Raw genomic sequence first — 25,063 nt, forward strand, 5'->3', positions numbered from 1 at the left:
AGGTCATCAATCTCCCGCTCCAGGCCCGCAATCTCCTACCCCAGGTCCCCGGGCAACCGCACCTGCGGCCTGGCAGCGCTTTCGTCCACCGGCGCGCGCAGGTGCACCGGGTGCGGCAGTCCCAAACCACTCGGTGTTTCCGGATCGAGCGGGAACGCACCCGGCCCAAGGTCCACCGGTTCATCGACCCCAGGCAGGTGCTCCAGCACCCGGCCGGTCGGCGGTTCCTGCGGCCGCATCGCACCATCCGCCGTCACCACCGCCGCGGTCACCATCGCGAGGGAATCACCGGTGCCTGGCCCAATCCACGTCAACCCACCCACACCATGCCGCACCCGCGAATTCAGTAGCTCCTTCAGCTCTTTCACATACGCCGGCGACACCGCACACGCGAACAACCACACCGACGCCCCAGCCTCCGGATCCCAGTTAGGTGACCGGCGGATCACATCAGCCAGGGTCCGCGGAGATACCGACCGCCCATCCACCAACACCCGACCACGTCCATCACCACGCGCCACCACCACAAACCGGTCGCTTCGATACGAGATCCGCTGCGCAGCGCCAAGAAGACGACCATCATCGGAAAGCCCGGACCGCAGGAACAAGCCGGCCCGGATCGCACGGGGCTCCTGCCGCAGCACGCTCTGGAAAGCACCGGCAACACCATGCAGACCGGGCGCCGCATCCCGCTCAAAGGGCCCACCTGAACCGCTGTCATCGCTGCGGCCCACCCCGGCCCTGGGCGCCTCGCTGCGCGCCTCCAGCGACTCGACGGCCCGAACCATCGTCGTCAGTGAACTATTCGCGTCCGGATCCCCCATCGACACATCACGGGCGAGGGATTCCAGGCCCGACCGCGACTCCTCCAGACGCAGCACCTGCCGCCCGTCCTCCACAGCCCAGCGCGCGTTCACCGGTCCCCGGAAACGCGCGGCCTCCGCCATCGCCGCCCGCAAATCCGGCCGGTAGTCACCCGGCAAGTCCGCCATATGCCTGGCAATCCGGTCATACGCACTCCACAACCCGGACAACGCCGAATTGATCCGGTCCGACACCCACCGCGAACCCACCTCCCGCAACATCCCGGGTTCCGGCGCAACAGCAACGAGTTGGGTCGCGAGGCTTCGGATGTCCTCATGCGACACCCGTGCGCCAGCGGGCAAACCGAGGAAGTCACGAACAACACTCCGCAGGTTCTCTGGACCCACCCCCGTCGCCCGCAAGCCCGCATTAGCGTCCTCCAACGCACCGGCCACCTGCCGGGCGTGCCGCACATCCTCCACGTCCAGATCCGCGGCGCTACGAACATCGGCAAGCACCGACGCCAACGCGCCAAGACGAACGATCCGACGCCGATCAGCGTCGCCCAGCGCACCATCCCCAGCCACACCCAGCTCGTCGCGGCCGAACCGCCGGACCAACTCATCAGCCAGCATCAACGGACCCACCGGCACAAGATCGGCCGCCTCACGCGCCGCCCGAATCTGCCCGGCCAGCGCCACAGCACGGGTCTGGAGCTGCTCCAGCCGATCCGCCACCAGCGCATCCGCCGGCCGCAACAGCACCAGGCCGCTCTCCATATCCCGGAAGACCTGCGCACCGGCAACCGACGCTATCCCGTCGGCCAGTACCCGCAGATCCCCCCGGTACCAACTCGGCAACGACGCCAAATCCCACGTCATCTCCTCCACAGCCCGCCGCAACGCAACCACCGCGCCCTCGACACGTTCAGTCACCGCGCGGCGCTCCGTATTCCAGACCCGCTCCAGCCTCGCCCACGTCACCGTCCCCACCCCCCCACGTGCCAGCGACATCATCAGATCGGCCAGATGACGCACATCGTCCTCAGTCACCGGACGCGCAACAACGCGCCCAACCTGACGCTCCGCGCCGGGACCCGCCGCCCACAACTCAACCGCCGACCGCAGATACCCGGCCAGCCTCGCTTCGTCCAGATCGGCAGGCATCGGACCCAGCCGGTCGTCCACACCCTGCACCCGCAACATCAGCACGCGCGGAATGAGCCGACCAAGTTCCGCGGCCTGCCGCAACTGATCCAGAGTCGGCCGGTCGCCAAATCTGTCCATCGCCAACCACGCAATGTTGGTCAACCGCGCCCACACCCGATGCACAGTGTCGCGCAGGTTCTGCCGGTCCCGTGCCGCATACCGTGAATCCACGTCAACCGCTTGGGCCACAGCGCGTCCGCCACCGTGCTCCTCCGCCAACGCCACCAGCGCGGCCACGGCACGATCGCTCACATCGGCGCTCGCCTCCTGGATCAGCCATTCACCGGTGATCTGGAGATCACCCAACGAGTCCACACGAGAAAGGTCGGTCGGCCGCCAAGGCGTCTCCCTCTCCTGCTGGACGTTAGCCCGGAAAATATCGACACGAGTCAGTAATAAGCCCTCCCGGTTGTTCGCCTCCAACCGCTCACGCATGGGCCCCGACCAGTCGGCAATGATCTCCAGAGCACTCAGCGCTGCACGGCCGGGGTTTTCGACAAGGTCCGTCTGAGCGCGCCAAGCACTCCGCAAGGTTTTGAAGGTGACCCCACGCCAACGATCCCTCGCGGATTCGACGAGCCTCACCAGTGTCCGCACGTCCACATCCGACACCGGCCGTCTGTCAGCCGGGTTAAAGTCCCGCACCATCCGCCGCACATGATCGATCGTCACGTACTCGCCAACATACGGATAGCGGCGTCGAACCGCGTCGAACAGCCGACGAACATCACGCAAATCTGAGACAGGACGCGCATCGTCGCCCGGGGCACTATCGAACACCTCCAACATCAGCTCGGCGATGTTGACCAAACGCCGCTCATAATTGGGCACCCACCGCGGACTGAACCGCCGGAAGCCCCGCTCCTGATGATGCAACCCGATCGCTTCGGCCAACTCAGCCCAACCGCCTGCGGTATCCGCGTAATCATCCAGCACATTCCACGCTTGTGCCACACGGTTTACATCAATCGGACCCGTCGCACCATCCGCGCGACCTTCCCCGACAACCCCCGGCCGAACGCTCGGCCCAGCCACCGCACCTACGCCCGTCGAATCCCCTCCATCCGAATCAGACTCCCCCTCCGCCGAGGTTTCCTGCCTCTGCACCCGCGGCCCGAGCGGATCAAGTTCTGTGGCCCGCACCTGATACAGAGTCGGCCGGGCGCCATATCTGTCCATCGCCAACCGCACAACGATGGCCAACTGCTCCCAATCCCATCGCACAACGTCGCCCAGGTTCTGCCGGTCCCGTGCCGCATACCGTGAATCCACGCCAACCGCTTGGGCCACAGCGCGTCCGCCACCGTGCTCCTCCGCCAACGCCACCAGCGCGGCCACGGCACGATCGCTCACATCGGCGCTCGCCTCCTGGATCAGCCATTCACCGGTGATCTGGAGATCACCCAACGAGCTCAAACGAGAACGGTCGGTCGGCCGCCAATGCGTCCCCCTCTCCTCCCGGACGTTAGCCCGGAAAACATCGACACGAGCCAGCAAGCCCCTCCGGTTGTTCGCCTCCAGCCACACACGATTGGCCTCCAACCGGCCGGCAATGGACTCCAGAGCACCCAGCACCACAAGGCCGGGAAGCTCTACAGGGACCGTCTGCGCGCGCCAAACACTCTCCAAGCTTTCGAAGGTGGCCCCACGCCAACGATCCCTCGCGATTTCAACGAGCTCCACCAGTGTCCGCACATCCGCATCCGACACCGGCCGTCTGTCAGCCGGGTTGAAGTCCCGCACCATCTGCCGCACATGATCGATCGTCACGCTCTCGCCAACATACGGATAGCGGCGTCGAACCGCGTCGAACAGCCGACGAACATTATGCAAGTCCGAGACAGGACGCGCACTTTCACCCCAGGCACTACCGAACACGTCCAACATCAGCCGGGTGACGGTGATCAAACGCTGCTCATAATTGGGCACCCGCCGTGAACTGAGCCGCCGGAAGCCCGTCTCCTGACGATGCAGCCCGATCTCGCGGGCCAACTCAGCCCAACCGCCAACGCTATCCGCGTAATCCGCCACCACGCGCCGCGCCTGTTCCACACGGTCCACATCAACCGGACCCGTCGCACCATCCGCGCGACTTTCCCCGACAACCCCCAGCCGAACGCTGGACCCAGCCACCGCACCTGAGCCCGCCGAATCCGCTTCATCCGAATCGAACTGCCACCCTCCCGAGGTCGCCTGTGAAACCGCGTCGCCCTGTACCGAGACAGCATCACCATCCACAGCAGACTCCGCGGTGGACACCGTTTCCTCGGACGCCGTGTCGTCATTCAGGTGCACCGGGTGCGGCAATCCCAAACCACGCGGTGTTTCCGGATCGCGCCGGAACCCATCCGGCCCAAGCTCCACCGGTTCATCGACCCCCGGCAGGTACTCCAGCACCCGGCCGGTCGGCGGTTCCTGCAGCCGCATCACACCATTCGCCGTCACCACCGCCGTGGTCGTCACCATCGCGAGGGAATCACCAGTGCCTGGCCCGATCCACGTCAACCCACCCACACCATGCCGCACCCGCGAATTCAGTAGCTCCTTCAACTCCGTCACATACTCCGGCGACACCGCACACGCGAACAACCACACCGACACCCCAGCCTCCGGATCCCAGTTGGGTGACCGGCGGATCACATCGGCCAGCGTGCGCGCATCCACCGGCCGCCCATCCACCAACACCCCACCACGTCCATCACCACGCGCCACCACCACAAACCGGTCAGGTCGAGACGAGATCCGCCGCGCAGCGCCAAGAAGAAGACCATCATCGGAAAGCCCGGACCGCAGGAACAAGCCGGCCCGGATCGCACTCACCCCCATCGCCGCGATCTTCAGGCCATACAGTCGCTGCAGAAACGCCTGTGCATGCCCTGTACGGTCCTGAGCATCCCCTAAATGACTTCCATTCGTCAGCCACCAATGCACCACCGCCCGCCGCAATTGATCATCCTGCATTCTCCCGAAGCGCTGGTCTACGTCAAAGAACGCTTGGACCACCGAAGCTGGACCGGACAGATCTTCGAACTGCTGCAACCAGTCGGCTGCCTCGAAAATATTCTGCAATTCCAGTTTCGCGGCATTTCGGAGCCGCTCAAGAGCATCCGAAGCTACCTGTACCCGGCTGCGGATCTCTTTGACGTCCACCCCTTCTAGAGCCGACCACTCCGCGATCTTGGCTTCATATGCGTACCACAGGTCAGTGTATGGCTCCACCGCCGCCAAAATCTGCCGTAGAGACCCCGCCGTAGCTTGCAAATCGAAGATCAGCTGCTTCCTGACATCTTCGAGAACTTGGCGACCCCAATTCCTAGATCTGTTGAACCGAGCCCCCAAAGTGTCCTCCTTGTAATTCCTGGAAAGCGCCTCCTCGCGCCCCTCAGTCTGCAGCACCCGTTTGACAGCAGCCTTGTCCGGCAAACCACTAAGCGCCACGCCAACCGCCACGCGCCGCTGATAATCCTGCACTGCTCCAGAATATTTCTCGCCGGGATACCGGGTAATCGTGGCGGAAAGCAACTTGTTGGCAGTACTCGGATCCGCACCGTCGCTCAGGTCACCAGCCAGGTAAGAAACCAGTTCCCACCGCAACTCCTGCAACTGCTGATCAGCCTGCGGGTTCGTCATCAACTGCTGCTGCTCCTGCGGTTTATCCCACAGGTTCTCCAGCTTCTTCAGCAACGCGTGTGCCATCACATCCCGGAACGGCTTCGACTCCGCGAGAGGCCCCAAGACCCGGTCCGCGACAGCGTACAAACCGTCCACGAAACCTTGATCTTGTTCGCTGGCCAACGCTTGACCGGCCTCCGCGAGCCTGCGCTTTACCGAGCTAACCCGAGAAAAAACGGCCAGCGCTGGATCATCCTCGACCCTGCGCACCATCGGGACAGTAACGGCCGCAGCCTCCGCCTGGTCCCCAGCACGATATGCCTGCCAACGCTCCTCTTCCGCTCGCAGCTCCTCTTTCGCTCGCATCTCCTCGAACGCGTCGCGAGTCAAACCACTCACCGCCGCGCCAATGTCAGGGCCATCGTCCAGGTATTTGGCCATTTCCACCCGCGCCGCCTGAGCACCGTGCCCGTCACCGGGATGCTCACCCAACCAGTGCGCCAGCACATACCGGAACCGCTCCGACTCACTCAACGGCCCCAAAATCCTGTCCGCATCAGACAACAACCGGTCCACAGCAGCATCACGACCCCCGATACGAGGGGCGATCCCGTCCCACTCCTTCAACTGCGCGGCGGCCCGCTCGTATAGCTCATCCCAGACCAACGCATAGAATTTTCGAAGGAACTTCTGGGTGGCCTCGACATCCCCCGGCTTACTCAGCATGTGGTGCGCCACCACCTTCCGGAGACCGTCACCGCCTAAAAGAGCTCCCATACGCTCCTGCACTGCAAGCATCAGTTCGTCTACTGGCAGCCCCTGCCCGCGCATCCCCTCCAGCCCAGCGTTCGCCTTAGCGATCAACTCACCCAAGTCAGCCTCCTCCTCCTCAGAAGACTCCCCTGAGCGCCCCGCTACCTGACCCTCCGACCCCGCCCCGGCCCAGACGGCCAGCCCGCTGCCCTCCGTACCCAGCTCCGCCAACGCCTGGGAAAACTCCACCACTTGATCCCCATGCACATCCGCCGACGACTCCGACGAGTCGTCAGCCAAGAACTCCTCATCAAACGGCGCTCCACGACCACCGAACCCCCGTGATCCACTGGAACGGTACAACGATGCAGACTGCTCCCGAGCCTCGCGAGCAGTTTCCGTCGGGGCCGTAGACACCGTCTGCGGATCGGCCGGAGTAGTCCCCGGTTCGAGACCACTCCGACGAACCGATCCCCGATCGGTTTCCCCGCCCCGCTCGGCGGTTCCGCCATCGGTGGTGCCCGTGTCCGTCCGGTCGTCCGCCCGCCACGACGCACGGAACACCCCGTCCCGGTTCTGGCGGGTCCACCCGGATCCGCCAGTAACCGGCTCGCCTGCGCCGGCCACCGATGCCGTCTCCGGCCCCGAACCCGCACTCACGGCCGATTCCGCGCGCCTCAGACGCTGCAGTCGCCGCAGAAACTCCCGCGCATCGTCTAACTGATCTCCATTCGTCAGCAGCCGATGCGCGACCGCATCCCGCAATTGAGTATCATCCCATATTTCCCTGAAGTGCTGACGGAACGTGCTGACCACACGATTTAGACCGTACTGACCTTGCAGATTCGCGAACCCGCCGCTCACTATAGCGTAAATCGCCTGCAATTCCTGTGTCGCGTATTCTGAGTACTCCCTCTGCAACTTCTCAACATCAGCGGCAGCCTCCGATACCCGACCACGGATCGTTTTGATCTGCACCGAATCTAGATACAGCAACCACATCCTAATCTTGGCTTTATATTTGTCCCGCAGGCCACTGTTCATCTCCGGCTCCGCCAAAATCTGCTCCAGCGACTTCACCGTAGCCTTCAAATCGGAGGCCAGCTGCTCCCGGACCTTCTTTAAAACATTGCTACCCCAAGTCCTAGATCTCGCGAACCGAGCTGCCAAACGGGCGGCGGTGTATTCCGTGCGAAGCGCCTCCGCAATCGCCTCGTTTCGCAGCACCCTGTTGGCAGCATCCGTGTCCCCCAAACCACTAAGCTGCGCGCCAAGCTGCACGCCCAGCGCATAAGACTGCCGTCCGTCAACTCGATCGGCTCTAGGCTCTGAGGTCACCGTGGTGTCGGCAGTGCTCGGTTCCGGACGGCCACTCAGGTCACCAACCAGGTAACAGATCAGTTTCCACCGCAACTCCTTCACCTGCTGATCAGCCGGCGGTTTCATCAACTCGCGTGCCATCACATGCCGGAACGGGATCGACTCCGCGAGAGGCCCCAAGACCTCCTCCGCATCAGCATACAAACCGTTCACGCGAGCTCGATCTTGTTCGCTGGCCAAAGCTTGATCGTCCAACGCTTGACCGGCCTCCGCGAATTCCCGCATTATCAGGTTTCCCTGCTCTTCCGTTCTCACCGCCTCGATCTCGTCGTGAGACAGACCACTCACCACCACGCCAAGGTCACCAAGGTCACCGGCCAGGTAATCGGCCATTTCCCCCCGCACCGCCTCAGCACCGCGCGGGTTGCCCGGATGCTCATCCAACCAGTGCGCCAGCACATACCGGAACCGCCCCGACCTACTCAACGGCCCCAAAATCCTGACCGCATCAGACAACAACCCGGCCGCACGATCATGACCGGCGCTCCCGAGCCACTCACGCAACTGCGCCTCGGCCCGGTCGTATCGCTCGTTCCAGTCCCGCACCGCCAACTCACGTAGTTCTTGATACAACTGCGGGTCCCGCACCACGAGATTACGTAGTGTTTGATGCCTCTCCTTGATGCCGGCGTGATTCTCCGGGTGACTCATAATGTAGTGCGCCATCACACGCCGGGCTCCGTCATGGACCCCAATAGCTCCCATGCTCGGCTTCACTCCATCGATCAGATCGTCTACTGATTGCCCCTTCTTATCGCGCATCCTCTTCAGCCCAGCGTCCGCCTCAGCGATCCACGCCCTCAGCTCGGCCACCGCAGAAGACTCCCCTGAGCCTGCCACCTGATTCAATCCACCGGAGCCGAGCGGCTGCGACGGATCCTCGCCATGAAGCCGCTCAAGCTGCTGTTCCGTCTCGTCAACGATCATCTCGTCGACGATGGTCTCGTGGTCATCGGCATCCGCATTTCCCCACACATAGTCAGACTCCGGCTGCATGTCCCTACCCGGCTCCGGCCCCGCGCCCTCATTCACGGCGAGGCTCGGAAGATTCGGTCGCTGCAGGAACTGCTGCGCATCCGCTATCCGATTCTCCTGACCTCCATGCGTCACGAGCGCACCTTGCAACCGTTGAAGAGCATCAGCAGCTTCCGATGCCCGATTACGGACCGAGTTGGTATACGCCGAATCTATGTTATTCAACCACTCCTCGATCTTGGGATCATATTCTCTCTGCAGGTCAGTGTTCTCCGGCTCCGCCAAAATCTGCCGCAGCGACCCCACCGTAGCCTTCAAATCGGAGGCCAGCTGCTTCCGGACCTCCCTTAAAACACTGGAAGCCCAAGACTCAGATCTCGCGAACCGAGCTGCCAAACCGGCGCGGTTGGTGTTGGTGTATTCCGTGCGAAGCACCTCCGCAATCGCCTCCTCCCGCAGCACCTTGTTGACATCCGTGTCCCACAAACCACTAAGGCGCGCGCCAACCCACACGCGGTGCGGATAATCCTCCCGTCCGTCAGCTCGATCGGCTCTAGGCCCTGAGGTCACCGTGGTGTCGGCAGTGCTCGGTTCCGGACGGCCACTCAGGTCACCAGCCAGGTAACAGACCAGTCTCCACCGCAACTCCTGCACCTGCTGATCAGCCTGGGGGTTCGTCATCAACTGCTGCTGCTCCTGCGGTTTATCCCCCAGGTTCTCCAGCTTCTTCAGCAACGCGTGTGCCATCACATCCCGGAACGGCTTCGACACCGCGAGAGGCCCCAAGACCTCGCCCGCGGCAGCGTACAAACCGTTCACGCGATCTTGATCTTGTTCGCTGGCCAACGCTTGACCGGCCAACGCTTGACCGGCCTCCGCGAATTCCTGCTTTATCAAGCTTACGGCCGCAACCTCCCCCTGACGCCGAGCAAGATCCGCCTGCCAAGGCTCCTGGACGCTCGGCCACACCAGGCCCCTACCCGGCTCCGGACCCGCGCCCGCACTCACGGCCGACGCCGCGAGCCTCAGATCATGCAGTCGCTGCAGAAACGCCTGCGCATCCTTTAACTGACCGCCATTCGCCACCAGCCGATGCGCGACCGCATCCCACAATTGACTATCATCCTGCAGTTCCCTGAAAATCTGGTAGAACTCGCCGTCCTCAACCTCTCGACCGTACCGAACTTGCAGTTGCGCGAACCCGCCTCTCGTTGTCTCGTAAATCCACCGCAATTTCTGCACCGCGTAGTTCCGGTACTCCCCCCGAAATTCCTCAACAGCAGCGGCAGCTTCCGATGCCCGATCAAAGACTGTCTTGGCGTGCGCCTTATATGTATTATTCTCCCACTTCTCAATCTTGGCGCGATAAGCATTCCGTAGTTTAGTGATTGTCACCGCCGCCGCCGCCGCCTCCGCCGCCTCCGCCGCCGCCGCCGCCGCCTCCGTCTCCACCTTCGCCAAAATGTGTCGCAGAGAATCCACCGAATTTTCCAAATCGGAGGACAGTAGCTTCCTGACTACCTCAAGAACACTGGCACCCCAACTCCTGGCTCTGTTGTACCGTTCTCCCAAACGTTCGGAGGTGTACCACCTGCGACGCGCCTCCGCAATTGCGTCGTCCTGCAGCATTTTGTTGACAGCAGTATCGTCCCTCAAACCACTAAGCGCCTTGCCGACCGCTATGTTCCGCTGATAAATCCTCAGTGCTTCAGATCGATTTTTTTTAGGCGCCCGGGTGGCCGCAGCGGGGCGCGAGTTGTCGGCAGTGCTCGGTTCCGGACGGCCACTCAGGTCACCAGCCAGGTAACAGACCAGTCTCCACCGCAACTCCTGCACCTGCTGATCAGCCTGGGGGTTCTTCATCAACTGCTGCCGCTCCTGCGGTTTATCCCCCAGGTTCTCCAGCTTCTTCAGCAACGCGTGTGCCATCACATCCTTGAACGGCTTCGACTCCGCGAGAGGCCCCAAGACCTCGCCCGCGGCAGCGTACAAACCGGTCACGCGATCTTGATCTTGTTCGCTGGCCAACGCTTGACCGGCCTTCGCGAATTCCTGCCTTATTTCGCTTTCTCGAGCGTGCCACTCTGCATCACCATCGACCCCGCCATCTTGACCCGCGATCTTGCCTCGCTCAGACAACTGCTCTGCGGCCCGCTTGGACGGCTTTCGGCCCAGCGACTCAACAGCAGCCGCAACTTCCGCTGTCCTACGACGGATCGTTCTGCGCTGCGCCACTTTTAGATCCAACCAGCTTTTGATCTTGGCTTCATATTCTTCCCGCAAGTTAGTGTCTGCCTCGCCCTCCAAAACCTTCTCCAGAGACGCCACCGAATTTTTCAAATCGGAGATCAGCCGCGCCCGGGCATCACCAAGAACTTTGTCACCCCATGGCCGGGATCTGTTGTAACGCTTCCCCAACTCGCTAGCGTCGTAATCCTTGCCAAGCGCGTCCTTAAGTGCCTCGTTTCGCAGCAACTCTCTGATTTCACTGCCCTTGAAGCCACTCAGTGCCGTGCCCACCGCCACGTGCCGGTAATCCATCTGGCTCGCTGTAGACTGAGTCACGCCGATTCCAGTCGTCGGAGTCACCGTGGCGGAAAGCAATTTTTCGGCATATTTCTGGTTCTCACCGCCACTTGTGTCACCAGCCAGGTATTTGACCAGTCTCCACCGCAACTCCTGCACCTGCTGATCAGCCTGGGGGTTCGTCATCAACTGCTGCCGCTCCTGCGGTTTATCCCGCAGGTTCTCCAGCTTCTTCAGCAACGCGCGTGCCATCACATCCTCGAACGGCTTCGACTCCGCGAGAGGCCCCAAGACCTTGTCCGCGGCAACATACAAACGGTCCACGTCATCTTTATTTTCTACGCTGGCCAACTCGTGACCGGCGTCCGAGAATTCTTGCTGTACCGAGCTAATCCGAGAAATAACTTCCAGCGCTGATTCATAAGCGTCCCCGCGCACCATCAGGGCCACAGCCTCCGCCTGGTTCCCAGCACGAGCTGCCTGCTCTTGTGCTCTCGCCGCCTCGAACGCGTCGCGAGGCAAACCACTCACCGCCATGCCAATGCCAGAGTCACCGCCCAGATAGCCGGCCATTTCCACCCGCACCGCCTGAGCACCGCGCGCGTCATTCCGATGCTCACCCAACCAGTGCGCCATCACAACCCGGAACCGCCCGGACGCCTTCAGCGGCCCCAAAATCCCGTCCGCATCAGCCGACAACCGGTCCACAACATCAAAACCCACGATCTCGGCCCACTCACCTAACCGCTTCTCAGCCCGCGTGTATCGCTCATCCCAGTCCCGCTCCGTAAGAAGCGTGTCCACCTCCGCCTGCACCGTCTCGATACGCTCCTGCAGGGCCTCCAACTCCCGGTGCTGAACCGGATCCCACTCCCGCCCCTCCAACATCGCCTCTCGGATCGGATCGAACTTCTGCCCCGGGAACGACTTCTCCAACTCCGCCTTCTCAGCGTTCAACTCCGCCAGCTCCGCCAGCCCTGCCGCAATCCGCTCAGCCCGCTGCTCCCGCTCCGTCTGGTGCCCGGCAACACCCGCGCCCTCATCCACCGGCACCGCAGCATGTGGCTGTGAAAGCCCGCCCGCCTGGCCCGAACCCCCACCCGCCGCAGAAGACTCCCCGGACTGTCCCGCTGCCTGACCCCCCGGCCCCGGCTCCGGACCCGCGCCCGCACTGATATGCGCCAGCCCGATCACCTGGCGCTCCCGCTCTACACGCAGTCGCTCCGCAACAGTTCCGTCATCCGGGGACATCAGGTACTGATGCGCCATCAGCACCCGAGCCGTCAGACTCTCCCCAGACAGCTCGCCCAAAACCCGGTCCGCGTACGCATACGCCTTGGCCCGGCTGCCCGGGTCAGCCCCCTTCAACTCACGCAGCGCAACCCCGAAAGCACCACCGTCCACACCAGACCCCTCGACGGGCCACGTGCCCCCCGACGGCGAGGCTACGCTTAAGCGACTAAGCCGAGCCAGCAGCGCTGCCCGTGCCTTCTTGCCGAGACCGCCCCCAGCGTCATCGGTCCCCGCATCACGCACATCCACAGCGGACTCTGGCCGCAAGCCCCCACCCGTTCCGCCCACGCGCTTAAGCCGCTCCAGCAACCCTGGCTGTTCGTTGTTCATGACGGTATCGAATTCGTCGCTCACCGCTTTATCGATCGCGGCACCGTCAGTGGGTGTGCCAGCGCTCGACTCGGCATCCCACGCAGAAGCCCTCGGGCCGTCGACCTGACCACGCAGCACCCCGCCACCATCACGGCCCAACGCCCGACGGAGACCATCACCACGGAGAAAGGCGATCTCAGTCAGCCACGATTTGAACCGCTCCTCGGAGTCCGGACTCCCGCGCCCGAACGTCCCCGCACCCCCACCACCATCGCTCCCGGTGGAACCCACCACATCCTCGGTGGACTCCGACCGCGGAGCGGTCGCCGGATCACCCGACGCATCCCCAGTGAACTCCGGCCGCACATCCCCACCCAGTGCGGGCACCACGCCCGCATCACCGACCGATTCGGACCCCGCACCCCGGCCCGTCCCCGGCTCGGGCCCGGCCCCCGCACTCACCGCCGTCAAGGCCACCAACATACGGGCCAGTCTGTTCCGTACCCGCGCGATCTCACCGTCCCCGACACCACGCATCATGTGATAGGCCAGCACGCTTACAGCCCGCTGCGAGCCATTAAACGGCTCCCCCAATGCTATGGATGCGCGGTCCAACAAGATTTTCCGTGCCGGGCCAGACAATTCCTCCAACGCCACATCGGCCTCATCGCTCGACCAAAGCAGTTCCCGCTCCGCAGCAGAACGACTCGACAAGCTCGCCAGGCCACGCCATTTCTTCTCGACCGCCCGCATCCCAGGCAACCCGTCCTTGACCCACTGCAAATCCTCTGCGGTCCAGGCCCCCTGCCGTACCATGCGTTTCGCAACGTCGACGTTCCGTTTACGCTCACCGTCCGGATCGAATCCCGGCATCGCTTCCAGATGCTGCTCCATCCGGCCCGCCAACTCGGCCACCTCCGCGATCCCGGCGAGGTTACCGAGCCGCTCCCGCCGCACCGACTCCGGCAAATCAAGCACTCGCGGCAACCCGCCATCCAACGCCGCCTGCACCGGCCCACCCAGAATGACGTCGCCGGCCGCAGGCTGCAAACCCTCCCCCAGCAACGCGGACGCTGCCGGACCACCACCGTCGCTGCCCCCCGCAGGGGCGTGCAGTCGGCCAGGCCACCAAGCCACAGCATCGCCCGCGTCCGCCATCACACCCAGCGTCAACGTCGACCCGGGATGGATCCTTCTGCCATCACCCTGGACCGCGTCCACGAAATAATGCGCCGGACCGTTCTTAAAGAAATAACCAGAGGCCAGGAACGCATTCGTCTCGTCGTTGCCGTTCACATACTCTGCCCGCGGGACATCCTGCGAGGTCTCTGGCACCTTCAGCACAAGGAAATGAACGTCGTCCCCCGCCCACTGGCCCATGAACTCCCGCACCGCAGCGGGGCCACCGGTCAGCCGGGGCTGCGGGACAACACCCCCGGTCGCGGCCTGGAACAGCCCACTCGCCGCACCTCCCACAACCCGCCGCAACACACCAGAGTGCAGCATGCCGTCCGCGGCACGGACGCTGTCGGCGATCTGATCCAGCAACTCCGTGGCCGCCTTCGGACCCGGGGCGGGAACCACGATGCCCGAGCCCGCCACCATGGCCTTCGCGATCTCATTGCCCAGCAGAACCTGAACAACGATGTAGTTGACCGAAGCCCTCAGCGACTTCCCCAGCCCATCCATGACCGCTCGCGATTCGGGCCGCAGAGACCGAACTGAGTCCTTCACCTCTTTCCACTGTTCCCAAGCCTCGGACGGGAACTCGCTTCCCTTCTTGGCATCGGCCCACGCGAGACGGCGCTCAGCCTCCCGTATCCAGCTCTCGCTCCAACCCAACCGCCTGAACGGCGCTGGCGGGACGAACCCATCCCGGATAGCCCGCAGAACCTCCAGGCGCAGCTTCCCGGCTTCCCCCGCGCGGGGCTCGACGAACCCCATCAGCCACTCCCATACATCCGACTCGTCTCTAGCAAGCCAGCCGGTGTCGGTCACCTCGATTGCTCGGCCCGGACCGAGGTAACGCACCACCTCCGAGCTCGGGAGCCGGACATCCTCGCGCATCCGCTGCAGATGCTCCGGCTCGGGCTGTTGCCTGCCGTCCAGCCACCTCTGAGCCGTGGACTCGGAAACTCCGGTCACCAAGGCCGCTCGGGCCGTGCCGAGGCGAGACACCAATTCCCCATCCGGGACTCCCGCCGGAACAGCACCCCCGGCGACGTACTCCACCAGATCGCCCAGATTCCACGGCAACGAATCATCCATCAGCAAAAAGAGAACCGTCTTCGCGGTTTGCGGGTCCGGCTGCCCTTGCGAGGCCACCTGCACGCCCCTCCGGGGGTCCAGCTCCCCCTCCAAGGCCATCTCCCAGCCCAGCTGCTTCAGGGGACCCCGGCCCAGCTCCCGCAACCGGTCAGCCAGCGCGACCGCCCCTTCCGGCCCGCCGAACGCCTCGACAAACAGGTCGAGCAAGATCCCGCGCATCACCGCACGATCGCCGCCGCGACGCCACTCATAATCGCCGATCGCATCGCCCACCATGGCGTCCGTACCGAAGAAGCGCAGGAGGTAGTCAACCTCACGACCGTCCAGGGCATGCACCAACTCCTGCAGCACGTTCAGCTCCCGCTGGCTGGGCTGCCCGTCCCGCTCACCGGCACGCTGCGGTGGCGGACCCTCGAGCACCGGCACCTCCACCTCCACCTCCATGTCCTGGTCCAGGCCACCGAGCCCGGCCACCATTTCCCGCAGCTCGGCGCGGTACTCAGCTGCGCTGCGGGGGACACCCAGTTGGGCACGCCGTTCCTCGCCCCACCTCCCCCGCAGACGGCGGCGATCCGCCAGGCGCACCATGAACTGCCCCAGAACCTGCAACCGCCCGTCGTACGGCGGACCGTCCGGCAGCAGGTCTTTGACCAGATTCTTGACCTCCTCCCGCCCGCCGTAGGTGCTGACCGTCGACCCGGTGATCGCCCGGCGCAACGCCGCGGCATGTCCTTCGGGCAGGTAGGACCACATCCGCCACACCTGCGCCGTGGCCTCATCCACCCCCAACGCCTGAGCCAGATACCGGCTCTCACGCACCGCCGGGTTGACCCTATTCATCAACTCCGCAGGCCGCCCCTCATCCTGCACAGCCGCGAACAACCCACCCCATTCGACCTCACGGCCACGACGCCACAGCCCCGGATCCGCCAGCCCATACTCCACCCTGACACCAGCCGAATCCACCACATGCACGAAGAACTCAAACGACTCCCCGATGTTCTCCAAGTCGGCGTCATCGGACGAAAACTCCCTGTTCGGGTCCAGCTCCGAAACCGTCGCCTGATCCGGCGCCCCCAGGGTCAGGGGCCCCCACAAGTCCTCCGGCCGCATGGCGCCATCCGGCCTCGCCCCTGGCGCGTACTCGCCCATCACATACCAGGCGTCGATGCCCTCCTCCACCAACTCCCGACCGTCCAGATCCGACCACGTGTGGACTCTCCACGTCGTCTTCCGCTTCCTCACCACCACCGCACGGTCCGCAACGCCCAACAAGTCCAGCCGCATCCGCAGGTGCGCCAAGACGTTGTGACCATCAACGTCGGCCAGCCTCGGCTCCGCAGCCACTCCGGTCGCCGCCTGGAAAGCCTCCAGCGCCGCGCGCCCCTCCTCAGAAAGCCCCGCCAAATCCTCCGCGCCCAGCACCACACGCCGGCCATCCACCACATCCGGCAACGACCCCCGCGACCCATCCCGCCCGTACTCCGCGTCGCCGCCACGCAGCTCAGACCCCCCATCCACCAGAGGCGTCAGCGGCGTCAACGGCTTCAGCTCACCGAAGGGCACCGGGGCGGGCTCCACACCGGACGGCTGTGCCGGTCCGGCTCCGGCGTGGATGACCGGTTCGCTACGCCGCGTACGCAGCAAGTCCGCCAGCGCCCCGGAAAACTCCACCACCTCGGCCCGGTGCTCCGGGCCGACGTCGTGGTACTTGGCCGCGACCAGCGCAACCACATACCTCAGCGGCACGACGGCATCCCCGCGAGCCAACCGCTGGACGTCATGCGTGCTCTGCACAATCTGCCCGGCTTTCTCCTTTTCGTCGCTGGACAGGTCCAGCTTCTTCGCCTCGGCGATCGCGCGGTCCAGATCCTCCTGCGTCCACTGCCCCACCGGTATCTCACTGGTATCCCGTACCGTGCCCGCCCCGGCACCGGGCGTGGTCGCCGCAGGCTGTACCCCCGCGGCCACCGACCGCGCCTGGGCAGACCCCGTCCCGGTAGCCGATGCCTCACCCCCGGCCACCGTCGTGCCACCAGAGGCGGCCGGAACCAACACGGGCTGCAACAGGGGCGCCGGTTCGATCGCATCCGGAACCGGACCCGGCTGCCCCGTAGGACTGGAAGCGATGCGGCCGGGTGGGGGGCCGCCGAGGCGAAGAAGGGTCGCCCGTTCCAGGCCCGCACCACCAGGTTCGTTGCCAGCGGCGGAGGCGGAAGCGACCTCCTCCGGCACCACACCAGGCCAGGCCAGGCGACGACGACGTTTCCCACCACGAGCGGAATCATCAGGGTCAGCCGGATCAGCGGAGGTGCGTCGCTTCCCCTCGCCGGTCGCTTCCCTTGCCCGGGACGCCAGATCGCCCCAGATCTTCTCGACCTTCCGCATCTCAGGCAACCTGTCCGCGACGGTCTGCAGATCCGTTGAGGTCCAGGCTCCCCGCCGTACCATGCGTTTCGCAGCTTCGACGCTCAAGGCGCGCTTACCGTCCGGATCGAATCCCGGCGCCGTCAGATGCTGTTCCATCCGGCCCGCCAACTCGGCCAGCTCCGCAATCCCCGCCAGGTTACCGAGCCGCTCCAGCCGCTCGGACTCCGGCAAATCAAGCAACTCCGCCACCCGCGGCAACTGGCCATCCAGCCACGCCACCTGCTCCGGCCCACCCAGAATCGAACTCTTCCCCCGCAACACAGGCGCCGCAAAACCACTGTCATCGCTGCCGCCTGCGCGAGCGTGTAGCCCGCCATGCTGAACCCACCAGGCCACATCGGCACCCGCGTCCGCCACCACCTCCGACGGCACCGACTTGGGGTCGATCCTTCTGTCATCACCCTGGACGGTGTCCAGGAAATAGTGCGCCTGCCCGCCTTCAAAGAAATCACCCGAGGCCACGAACGCATCCGCGTCGGCGCCCTTCACATACGCTGCCCGCAACGCATCCCGCGAGGCCGCCGACGGCACCCTCACCACAAGGAAATGAACCTCGTCCCCCGCCGCTGTCTGCCGCATGAACTCCCGCACGGCACCGGGGCCACCTGTCAGGCGAAGCTGCGGGACAACACCACCCGTGGCCTCCTGGAACCGCTCACTCGCCGCACCTCCCACCATCCGCCGCAACACACCAGAGTCCAGCATGTCCTTCGCCGCGCGGAGATGGTCGGCGATCTGCTCCAGCAACCCCGTGACCGCGCCAGGATCCGGGTCCTGACCCGGGTCAGGAATCACGATGCCCGAGCCCGCCACCATGTCCCTCGCGTACGCATTGCCCAGCAGGACCTGAACAACGATGTAGTTGACCGAAGCCTCCAGCGACTTCCCCAGCCCATTGAAGACCTCTCGCGATTCGCGCGGCAGAGACGGATCTGGGTCGTCCACCTTCTCCCACTGTGACCGTGCGTCAGACTTCCACTGTTCCCATGCGTCGGACGGGAACTCGTCTTCCTTCGTGGCATCGGCCCACGCCAGACGGCGCTCAGCCTCCCGAATCCCGTTCCCACTCCACACCACCCGCCACAACGGCTGCGGCCCCTGCATGAGCCCATCCCGGATAGCCCGCAGCACAGCCAGGCGTAGCTTCCCAGTGTCCTCCGCGTCGGGTTCGGGGAAGCCCTCCAACCACTCCCATACCTCCGACTCGTATACAGGCCCCTGGTCGGCGTCGGTCACCTCGAGTGTCCGGCCTGGACCGAGGCAGCGCACCAGCTCCGAGCTCGAGAGCCGGGCAGCCTCGCGCATCTCGTGCCGTTCCAACGCGGTGGGCTGGCTTCTGCCGTCCAGCCACTCCTGAACCGTGGACTCGTCAACGCCGGTCACCAAGGCCGCTCGGGCCGGACCCAGGTGACGCACCAATCTCTCGTCCGGGACTCCGGCGGGAACAGCATCACCGGCGACGTACTCCAGCACCTCGGGAAGAGTCCACGCCCCCCACTCCTGCATGATCGGCAAACCGAGCACCGTCCGCGCGGCGATAGCTGCCTCCTCCGGCCGCCCGTCCGCGAACATCCGCAGTCCCATCTCGATGCCCAGCTCCCGCAATCGGTCCGCCACCGCGACCGCCCCTTCCGGCCCGCCGAACGCCGCGACAAACGCGTCCAGCAAGATCCCACGCACGGCCGCACGATCACTGCCACGGCCAAGCCGCAACGCGCGCACGTCCCCCAAATAAACGCCGACCGCCCGGGCAACGTCAACAACGTCGCCGAAGAAGCGCGTGAGGTAGTCAAGCTCACGACCGTCCAGGGCATGCACCAACTCACGCAGCACGTTCAGCCCCCGCGGACTGGGCCGCCTGCCCAGCTCACCGGCACGCTGCAGTGCCGGACCGGCGAGACGGGTCGCTTCCACCCCGGGCTTACTCTCGGCCATCTGATCCAAGCCACCGAGCTCGTCCACCTTGTGCTGCAGCGCGCGGCGGTAGTCAGCCGCGCTGGGGGTGGCACGCGTTACCTCGTTCCACCTCTCCAGCCGACGGCGGCGATCGGCCAGGGTCATCATGAGCTCACCCAGTGCGCGCAACCGCTTCTGGTACCGCGGACCGTCGGGTACCAGGGTCTCGACCAGTGTCTTGACCGCTTCTCGCCCACCGTATTTGCTGACCACCGACCCGGTGATCGCCCGGCGCAACGCCTCGGCATGCCACTTTTCGGGCAGGTAGGACCACATCCGCCACACCTGCGCCGTGGTTTCGTCCACCCCCAACGCCTGAGCCAGATACAGGTCCCGGTACACGTCCGGGTTGACCATATTCATCAACTCCGCCGGACCTTTATCGTGCAGGGCCGCGAACAACCCCTCCCATTCGGCCTCGCGGCCACGAAGCAACAGCCCCTGATCCGCCAGCCCGTACTCCACCCTGGCACCCGCCCGGTCCAGCACATGCACGAAGAACTCCACCGACTCCCCGCGGTTCGCAAGCCAGGTGCCCGGCGGAAATTCCCCGTTCGGATTCAGATGCGGCGGCACCTCCTTCAACGCGAGCGGCCCCTGGGTCAGCGGGCCCCGCAGGTCGTCGGGCCGTTTGGCGTTATCCGGCCTTTCCCCTGGCGCGTACTCGCCCATCACATACCAGACGTCGGTACCCTCCTCCACCAACTCCGGACCGTTCAGATTCGGCCACCTCATGTGGCGGGCACTCCACGTCGTTTTCCGCTTCTTCACCACCACCGCATGGTCCACAACACCCCACCGGTCCAGCATCCACAGGAACGCCAGGACATGGTGACCATCAACCTCGGCGTGACCATCCACCCCAGCCAGCCTCGGCCGCGCGGCCACTCCCGTCACTCCCACGAAAGCGTCCAGCGCCCCGCGCCCCTCCTCAGAAACCCCCGCCAAATCCCCCGCGCCCAACACCACACGCCGACCATCCACCACATCCGGCAGCGACCCCTCCCCGCCACGCTGCTCAGACCCCCACGCATCCACCGGATCCCTCAACGGCTTCAGCTCACCGAAGGGCACCGGGGCGGGCTCCACACCGGACGCGGACGGCCGTGCCGGTCCGGCTCCGGCGTGGATGACCGGTTCGCTGCGCCACGTACCCAGCATGTCCGCCAGCGCCCCGGAAAACTCCACCACCTGATCCCGGTGCTCCGGGCCGAGGTCGTGGTACTTGGCGGCGACCAGCGCCACCACATCCTCCAGCGGCACAACAGCATCCCCGCGAGCCAACGCCGCGACGTCATGCGCGGACCACACAATCTGCCCGGCTTTCTCCTTTTCCTTGCTGGACAACTCCAGCTGCTTCGCCTCGGCGATCGCGCGGCGCAGTTCCGACGGCGTCCACTGACCCACCGGTATCCGACTGGTATCCCGTACCGTGCCCGCCCCGGCATCGGGTGCAGCGGCCGCGGGCTGTCCCTCCCCAACCACCGACCTCTGCTGGACAGCCGGTGCCTCACCCCGGGCCACCGGCTCCCCACCGGAGGCCGGGACCGTTGCCGAGGCGTCCGCCAAGCCGGCCACGCCCCCACTCCGCCCGGCGGCGAGCACCGCGGCACCAGGCCCAGCCAGCGGCTTGGGACGAGAACCATCCGCGGGGAATACCGTTAACTGCGGCTCGCGCCCGGCCTGTCCCGGCGTCATCGCGACAACGTTGCGGCCCAGATACTGCGCCAGTGCCGACCCTTGACCCGATGGCACCACCACACCCGCGTCCGGATCACGTTCGGACACCAGCAGCACAGGCCCGCCCGGGGAACCCGCGACACCCTGCACGAACTCCGCCAACCCATCACCAGCAACCACCTCCGCGGACACCGGCACCCGCACCGTGTCCGCCGGCAAGCCCGCCAGCAACACCGCCGCCGGATCCCGATGCAGAGACGACGCCGCCTGCGACCCCTCCCCCGACAGCGTCACCGAATCCGGCGACACCACCGCCTCGTCCACAGCGGGATCCCCATCACGGCCGGCCACCCCACCCTGCGACCCCGGATGCCCCCCAGGCACACCACTGCCAGAAACAGACCCGGACCCGACAGCCTCCGATGCCGGATGCCCCGCAGGCACACCACCGCCGGAGCCCACAACAGACCCAGACCCGACAGCCCCCGACACCTGATGCCCCGCAGGCACACGACCGTCGGAGCCCACGACAGACCCGGACCCGACAGTCCCCGGACGCGCGGCATCCGCAGGCACACCACCGGGGCCCACGACAGCCTCGGACCTGACAGTCTCCGGGCGCGGGGCATCCGCGGGCACATCAGAAGCATGTGGGGTCACCGTCGGGGAATCCGGTGTCTTCGAGGCAGACACCTCCAGCGGCCGCTTCCCAGGCACGGCCTGATCGCCACCGGCAACCGGACTGTACGGCGGCGGCGGTGTGCCCGGCCGGTCCGAACCAACACCCGGTACCCCACCGAAATGTGCGGGCAGCGGTGTGCCCGGCCGGTCCGGGTCAACACCCGACACCCCACCGGAATATGCCGGTGGTGGTGTGCCCGGCCGGTGCTGCCCGGAACCCGGCACCACCGGAACATCACGAGCCGGGGTCCCGCCCGGCACACCGCCATCGGCACCCCGCTTAGCGTCCGTGCCGTCCGTGCCGTCCTTACCGTCTGTGCCGCCCACAACAACGGCAGACACCACAGCGGAACCGGGCACCACCAGGCCCTCACCAGAAGACACCGACACCGCAGCCGAATCCACCGACCCGGTACCCGAGAACACAGAGTCCACATCAGACACACTCGAAGAATCCGAGCCAGCCCCCGAATCCGAGCCAGCCCAGCCATCCGATCGCGAGGCATCCGAGGCATCCGATCGCGAGGCATCGGAGGAAGCCGATTGTGAGGTATCGGATGGGATGAACGTGCTGTCTTTGTCTAAGGAGCCAGGGATGTTCCCTGTCTGCGACCCGGACCCTGCCCCCAGCAGCGGGGCCTTTTCCCCACCGGACCCGCCACCATCGTCGCTGCCGTCCCCGCCCCCGCCGGTGCCCTCGAGGTACGGGCTCGGGCCTTCCGGGTGCAGCTTGCCCCGCAACGCCAAACCCGCCAGGTTGCCCACACCGCTGAACACCGTCTCGAACAAACCCGCCGTCAAACTAAACGGGTTCCAGGTCACCTCCTGGCCCGTGGCCGCCGCATACAACGCCTCCCCGAAAAACTCCGACAACGAGCCCGCCACCGCCTCCCCCACGCTATGCCCGAACCGCGCCAGCCACATCGCCCCCACCGACATCCCCGCATAGTCATCCAGACTCTTGCCCACCGCGTCCGCGAACTTCGCCATCGCCGACACCGGATACAACTCCGCGTGCTCGGCCACCGCTTTCTTCACCGCCGCCTCCAGAATCGCCGCATCCACGTCATCGCCCAGGCCCTTCACCAGCACCTTCGTCAACATGTTGCTGACCAGACCGCCCACCGCCGACATCGGCAGCGCCACCAACGCCGAGAACGCCCCCATCCCCGCCGCCTGCTCGGTCAGCGTCCTATCCCACTTCTCAGCCGATTCCTCACCCCACATCTGCAGCTGGGCCTGCACATCCGGCAGCACGTTGAACACCACACCACCAGCCGCCATCATCGCCAACCGCATGAACAACTGCCTCCACCAGCTCGTCAACAAAAACCGCATCACCGCCATCCGCGCCGCCAGCCACGCCAGCGACGCACCAGCGGTCGCCCCCGCAAACTGCATCGCCCACGACATCTCCACCGCCAGCAATTCCAGGCTATAAATCGTCACCAGCTTCAGATACCGCACCTGCTGCGACGTCTTCCGCACGAACACCGCTAAATCCAGTAACCCCGCCTGGCCCGAGGACAACAACCCATCAAAAATCCCCAACCCGTCCGCGAACCGGTCCGCCGCCTTCCCCGAAAACTCCGTCCGCACCTTCCCCACCAACTCCGCCACCAACGCCCGCACCTCACCCAGCCCCGCCGCACCCGCCTCCAACGCATCCGCCACCGCGAACAACACACCCTCATCCGCATCCGTCATATCCTCACCGGTCAACACCTGAAAAAGCCGCCTCACCCCCTCCGGCACCATGATCGACGAAAACATCACACCCACCCAACCCTCAAACCAGCGACTAGAAATGCCCCGGAGCGGTCAGCCATGCAGACGCTGGCCGATCCACCAGGTGTCGGGACAGCCGAGACGGTGCGCAGATGGGTTCGCCACAGCGAGACCGACACCGCGGCGCGTGCGGGTGTAGCGTCCGAAAAGTCAGCGGAGTCGCAACGGCTACGCCGGGAGAATACGGAACTCAAGCGCGACAACGCGATTCTCACGGCGACGTCGGCTTTCTTCGCCGTCGAGACCGACCGGCCACATCGCTGATCACGGAGTTCATTGCAGACCACCACGACCTCCGCAAGACGCGCCTGCGGTAGCGCGTCGAGTCGACCCGTGCCGCGCTCCTGAACTTGGTGCGAAAGCCCGACGCCCCGCACAGCTGTCCCACAAGTAAAGGTCTCCAGCCCCACCTGGGCGATTCGCCCTGAGCGAGGTTGGCGAATCCAGTCGAGAAACCTGTCCGTGACATCAGGAAGCGGATGTGGGGCTGCCAGCAGAAACCAACGTTCCTGACCAAGCATCGCCCCTCACCACTTCTCGTCATGCGCGATTCAACATCGCACACGCAATCGGAGCGATGTTGCCAGACAACACGGCACTCCACCACGGAAGCCCGACAAGTGTGCCCCTTTTAACCCGGGCGATAGAAGAAAAGAGGCATCGGCCTCGCTCCGACACCGAGCTTGTTCGTGACCTCCATCGCGACCGGTACAGGGTGCCGTTGCCGCAGGCCGGGTGTCGTGAGTGCAAAAACGGGCTCCAGCCCGTTTTCGCACTCACGACTGGTGACCAGGCACGATGGCTCTACACGTGGGCTCACCCACCGCGCAGGCCGGTGATCTCCACCTGCCCGCCCACCACACTGGTCATCGCCTAGCCTTCTCCCGCAGCCGCGGCGTGGCTGTAGGGCGCGCGGCCGCCGCCGAGCTCCGCCGCGCGGGGACGGTCGTTGAGACGGTCAAGCGGCTGTGACAGGCGTCTCGCCACAGGCCGACCTGGGTTGAAACGGGGGCAAAGAGGGTTACACGAAAGGTCAGTTCTCCTTGCGAGGGCCACAGTCGGCACGATTTTCGGGCATGGTTGGTTGACGGCGCCGAAATAGAGAGGGAATTCTTGGTGATGCCCGACCTGCCAAACGAAGCCGGGTACGCGGTGCAGCAGCGGTCGGAGTCCGAGGTCACGGATGCACATGAGCATGGCCGATGCTGCCATACGTTGGGGAGGAACGCGCGGCCCTGCTCATAATGCCCGGATGACCTTTTGCCGGATGAGCAGAGGCGTTGTGACCTAGCGGCACAAGACCTCTGAACAGGCTGTTCGGTTGTTTAGACGCCATGGAGACGACGTAGAGAATTCGTGAAGACAGCCTTCGCACACTGAGACCACATTGTCACGGA

The 25,063-nt window shown here is 65.0% G+C and carries 2 protein-coding genes and 1 pseudogene; 2 read left to right on the plus strand and 1 reads right to left on the minus strand.

From position 1 onward, the window contains the following. Window positions 1-35: 35 nt before the first annotated feature. Complete coding sequence (locus ACRXBZ_RS05555) at window positions 36-23,651, minus strand: WXG100-like domain-containing protein (RefSeq protein ID WP_433878104.1); 23,616 nt, start codon at window positions 23,649-23,651, stop codon at window positions 36-38. 72 nt (window positions 23,652-23,723) lie between these two features. Here ACRXBZ_RS05555 and ACRXBZ_RS05560 point away from each other — a divergent pair. Together ACRXBZ_RS05560 and ACRXBZ_RS05565 are read left to right on the plus strand one after the other, a co-directional pair. After that, a pseudogene (locus tag ACRXBZ_RS05560) lies at window positions 23,724-23,968 on the plus strand (transposase); the annotation flags it as partial. Window positions 23,969-24,464: 496 nt separating this feature from the next. Next, on the plus strand, window positions 24,465-24,638 hold the full coding sequence (locus ACRXBZ_RS05565) for a hypothetical protein (protein ID WP_433878105.1): 174 nt from the start codon (window positions 24,465-24,467) through the stop codon (window positions 24,636-24,638). Window positions 24,639-25,063 lie beyond the last annotated feature (425 nt).

This window comes from Saccharopolyspora hattusasensis, from assembly GCF_050972075.1.
GTDB classification, from domain to species: Bacteria; Actinomycetota; Actinomycetes; order Mycobacteriales; family Pseudonocardiaceae; genus Saccharopolyspora; species Saccharopolyspora hattusasensis.